Annotated in this window: 5 protein-coding genes; 1 reads left to right on the forward strand and 4 read right to left on the reverse strand. The window is 64.1% G+C overall.

Annotation, left to right across the window (positions count from 1 at the left end; genetic code table 11):
* A partial coding sequence (gene phaZ / locus RMO25_RS05880) for a polyhydroxyalkanoate depolymerase (RefSeq protein ID WP_309661673.1) occupies positions 1–788 on the reverse strand: 788 nt, incomplete at its 3' end.
* 135 nt (positions 789–923) lie between these two features.
* On the opposite strand from phaZ, the gene RMO25_RS05885 reads away from it, so the two are divergent.
* Complete coding sequence (locus RMO25_RS05885) at positions 924–2,714, forward strand: ABC transporter transmembrane domain-containing protein (RefSeq protein ID WP_309661674.1); 1,791 nt, start codon at positions 924–926, stop codon at positions 2,712–2,714.
* Here RMO25_RS05885 and RMO25_RS05890 read toward each other — a convergent pair.
* The 3 genes from RMO25_RS05890 to phaR form a co-directional block, all read right to left on the reverse strand.
* The gene (locus RMO25_RS05890; protein ID WP_309661675.1) at positions 2,711–3,265 is read right to left on the reverse strand and encodes a hypothetical protein; all 555 of its coding nucleotides are present in this window, start codon (positions 3,263–3,265) and stop codon (positions 2,711–2,713) included. The genes RMO25_RS05885 and RMO25_RS05890 overlap by 4 nt on opposite strands.
* Before the next feature lie 314 nt (positions 3,266–3,579).
* A complete protein-coding gene (locus RMO25_RS05895) occupies positions 3,580–4,038 on the reverse strand; it encodes a hypothetical protein (protein ID WP_309661676.1) in 459 nt (152 codons plus the stop codon).
* Positions 4,039–4,046: 8 nt separating this feature from the next.
* Complete coding sequence (gene phaR, locus RMO25_RS05900) at positions 4,047–4,571, reverse strand: polyhydroxyalkanoate synthesis repressor PhaR (protein ID WP_309661677.1); 525 nt, start codon at positions 4,569–4,571, stop codon at positions 4,047–4,049.
* Positions 4,572–4,670: the final 99 nt, after the last annotated feature.

The following is a 4,670-nucleotide window of genomic DNA, read 5'->3' on the forward strand; positions in this document are numbered from 1 at the left end:
GTCATGAAGCCGGCAAGCTGCAGGAAGCCCGGATAGACCTTCCGCGCGGCGCCCGGGTAGATCATCGGCACGGTGGCGATGACGTTGTTCTGAAACCAGCCAAGCGGCCGCTGGGTGGCCAGCGTGTTGATCGCGGTCGGCGCCTCGCGGGTGTCGATTGGCCCGCCCATCATGGTCAAAGTCTTCGGCCGCCACGGGTTCTTGTCGGCCTCCATCAGCGCGGTCGCCGCGAACGCCGCCGGCGCCGGCTGGCACACCGCCAGCATGTGCGGCCGCTTGCCGCTCGTCTCGCCGATCGCCTCGAGGAACTCGATCAGATAATCGACATAATCGTCGCGATCGAACTTGCCGTCCGACAGCGGCACCAGCTTCGCGTCGCGCCAGTCGGTAATGTAGATGTCGTGCTTGGGCAGCAGCCGCTCGACCGTCCCGCGCAGCAGCGTTGCATAGTGGCCGGACATTGGCGCGACGATCAGCAGCTTGGGATCATTCTCCCCGGCACCGACCCGAACGAAGCGCTTCAGCTGCCCGAATGGCTTGCGCAGCACGATCTCCTCGCGAATCGGCACGATTTTGCGGCCGATGATGGTCGAATGGAGCCCGAACTCCGGCTTGCCGCGCGGCGCCGCGGCATGCGCGAAGACATCCAGGCTCGCCGCCACCAGCGGGCCCATCGAGCTGTAGGACATGGGATTTGCGGGGTTGTTGAGCCATCCGGCGCCCAGTCCGGCGAGCTTGCTGGCTCCGGCGAAGAGCGAGCGCTGCACTTCATAGGTGTCGTAAAGCATCGAACCTCGGGGGATGAGTTAGTGGGGAATGAAGCGATGTGGCGCTCCTAGCCGCCCGAGGCAAGAGGAATGCTGCACTGCGGCAATACCGACCCCAATTGAGGCGTCGCCGCCACACTGCTAGGCGTCGCGCCCATGGCCACCCAAACCGAACCGGAAACCGACGCGCCCAAGGGAAAGATCGGCAATCTGTGGCTGGTTTGGCGCCACGCCGCCCGCTATCCCAAGCAAATCGCCGCAGCGATATTCTTCCTCTGCCTGTCGTCCGCCTCGACGCTGGCGATCCCCTACGGCTTCAAGCGGGTCATCGATCAGGGTTTCGGATCCGGCGGCGCCGGCGCCCAGGCGGTCACCACCGCCTTCCATTATCTACTGATCATCGTCGTCTTGCTGGCCCTGGCGACCGCCATGCGCTTCTACTTCGTGTCGTGGATCGGCGAGCGCACCGTCGCCGACCTGCGCATCGCGGTTCAGAAAAATCTGCTGACCCTGCCACCGCGCTTCTTCGAGGAGAACCGGCCGTCCGAAATCGCTTCGCGGCTGACCGCCGACACCGCGATCCTCGAGCAAATCGTCGGCTCCAGCGTGTCGATCGCGCTTCGCAACATCGCCACTGGCCTTGGCGGCATCGCGTATCTGTTTGCGCTGTCGCCCAAGCTTGCCGGCTTCATGGTTGTGGGCATCCCAATCGTCTTTGGACCCGTGGTGTTTTTCGGCCGCCGCATTCGCAGCCTTAGCCGCTCCTCGCAGGACCGGATCGCCGACGTCGGCTCGACCGTGTCCGAGACGCTGGGCGCGATGAAGGTCGTCCAGGCTTTCGGCCAGGAAGAACGCGAACTCGGGCGTTTCCGCAGCGCGGTCGAAAGCGCATTTTTCGTTGCCCGCCGCCGCTTCACCATGCGCGCGGTGATGACCTTCACCATCATCGCCTTGGTGTTCGGGTCGATCGTCATGCTGCTATGGGAAGGTGCGTCCGACGTCGCCGAGGGACGGATGACCGGCGGTTCGATCGCCGCCTTCGTGTTCACCGGCGTGCTGGTTGGCGGCGCGTTCGGCGCGCTGACCGAAGTCTATGGTGACTTGCTGCGCGGATCGGGCGCCGCCGGTCGCATCGAGGAGTTGATGCGCGCCAGGGCGGAAATTCGCGCACCGGCCAACCCGGTACCGCTGCCGCAGCCGGCCCGCGGCGCGCTTAGCTTCGAGAATGTCAGTTTCCGCTATCCGACCCGGCCCGACGACAAGGCCGTGCACGAACTCACACTGGCGATTGCGCCGGGCGAAACCATTGCCGTGGTCGGACCATCGGGAGCGGGGAAATCCACCTTGTTCCAGCTCGCGCTGCGCTTCTACGACCCGCAGGAAGGCCGCGTCACCCTGGACGGCGTCGACCTGCGCGATGCCGACCCCGCCGCCATCCGTCAACGCATCGCCTTCGTGCCGCAGGACAGCGTGCTATTCGCGGCCTCGGCCAAGGACAACCTCCGCTACGGCCGCTGGGATGCGAGCGACGCGGACATCGAGGACGCCGCCAAGGCCGCCAACGCGCACGAATTCATCGTCCAGCTGCCGGGTGGCTATGACAGCTTCCTGGGCGAAGGCGGTGCGCGCCTGTCCGGCGGCCAGCGCCAACGCATCGCCATCGCCCGCGCACTATTGCGCGATTCGCCGTTGCTGTTGCTCGACGAAGCAACTTCGGCGCTCGACGCGCGCAGCGAACAACTCGTTCAGGAAGCGCTCGAGCGGCTGATGAAAACCCGCACGACCGTCGTCATCGCACACCGCCTGGCAACCGTGCGCGCCGCCAGCCGCATCATCGTCATGGATGGCGGCCGAATTGTCGAGGAAGGCACCCACGCGACGCTGAACGACGCGGGCGGGCTGTATGCCAGCCTCGCCCGCCTGCAGTTCGCGGGACAAGCCGCCTAGGTTTTAGCCGGCGTCGCTGGCTTGGCCTTGGCGGTGCGGCGAGTCTTGGGCCGGGCCGCTTTGGCTCGCGTGCCGGTCTTGCGCGGGGCCGCAGTGCTTTTCTTGGCCGCGCTTTTCTTGGTGACTCTGGTCTTTTTCGCACTGCTCGCCGAATTGCGCTTGGCCGGGGCCTTGCGCTTGGCGGCAGTCTTGCGCGCCGCTGGCTTCTTCGCCTTCGCCGCCGCCGTCGTCTTGCCGCCATTATCTTCCGACCATTTGCCCGACATCACGCGCTGAGCGGCTTCCGCAACCGCTTCAGCGATCAAGGCGCCAAGCTTGCTTGCGCTGGCCATGACGTTGGTGGCTGCCTGCGACGCGGAGTCCGCCGCATCCAGGCCGGCGTCGCGGATCGCACGGCGGGCCTTGGGGCTGGCGCTGATCGCCGCCGCGGCTGCGGCCAGTCCGGCGCCCAGCATTTCGCGGCTCATCGCCGCCTTGGCAATTTTATCGACGGTTGATTTGGCCGACCGCGGAGACTTGGTTGAACTCTTCTTCGTGCTCGATTTCGCCATTGCAAAACCTCCCTTTATCAACAGGTAGACACTTGGGCCGCGTAACAGTTCCCGCCGCGGTCGCGCGTCGACGCTGTCTGAACACGAAAATGCGGACAAGTAAAAGGGGACCGTCGACTGAACGACGATCCCCTTCGACATGGTCAGCGGCCGGAGGTTCCGACCGTTCCAGGTGAGCTAGCGCATCACCTCGTGAACAGTTCGTACCGACCCCTCTGCTGAACCATGAGACATCGGATCACCTCCTTTCGCTACGTTGAAACTAATGTGAACATGAGTCTTGTTGGCTCGCAAAGCAAGTCTTGTAATGTATTTCAAATTCGGCAATCTTCGATCGTTCGGGCTGCTTCGGGCCACGCCGGCACCACCAGCGACGCACCGCCCGCCAGTCCTACCGCCACTCGTCCACGACTGAAGGCGATCGCGTCCAGCAGAGGGTCGAAGGCGCTGAAATCGGCCGTGACGCGCATTGCTTTGGCGTCGAAACGCACCGCGATATTGCGGCTCATGGAGCTGGTCCAGACGAAAATACTTGCCGCGGCGACCGCCGTCATCGGTGAAAAACTCACCTGCCGCGATGCCTTGGTGCAGCGGATTACCAGCCGCGCGATGCCACCGCTGTCGACGAATCGCGCTTCGCTCGCGCCCGGCAGTGCCTGATAGGTCCATGCCCCTGGCGCCACCGTTGCGATGCTGAAATCCCGCGCCGGGGCTGGCGCCGCTGCCGCCGCAACTGGAACCAGCGAGATCAGCGCCGCAAGCAAACTGCGCACGATCGCGCTCAGCTGCCCAGCCGGTCGACCTTGGCCTGCAGCGCGGCCAGTTCGGCGCGCAGCTTCTCGACCTCATCGTCGCGCATTTTCTTGTCGGCGTCCGCTTTTGTCGGTGGCGTAAACGCCCGGCTCGCCTCGCCGAACATCGCCATATTTTTCTTCGCCAAATCGGCCAGCACATTGGTCCCGAACGCGTCGCGCATCACCGTCTGGTTGCGCTGGAACGCGTCCATCGCCGCTTCGAGATATTGCGGCACCATGCCTTGCATCGAATTACCGTAAAGCCCGATCAACTGCCGCAGGAAATTGACCGGCAGCATGGTCGATCCACGCGCTTCTTCATCGACGATGATCTGGGTCAGGACGTGCCGCGTGATGTCCTCGTTGGTCTTGGCGTCGACGACTTCAAACTCACGGCCGGCTTTGATCATCGCCGCCAAATGGTCGAGCGTGATGTAAGTCGAGCTTTCGGTGTCATAAAGCCGCCGGTTCGCGTACTTCTTGATTGTCGCCTTGCCCGAAGACTTTGCCATGAACCGCTCCAAAAACCCGATTGGCAGCCTACTACCTGAGGCCATTGCACTGCAACATAAGCTCGCACTGCAACATGAACCGGCTCCGCGTCCGCTCCC

The sequence above is a fragment of the Sphingomonas sp. genome (assembly GCF_031361285.1).
Classification (GTDB): domain Bacteria; phylum Pseudomonadota; class Alphaproteobacteria; order Sphingomonadales; family Sphingomonadaceae; genus Sphingomicrobium.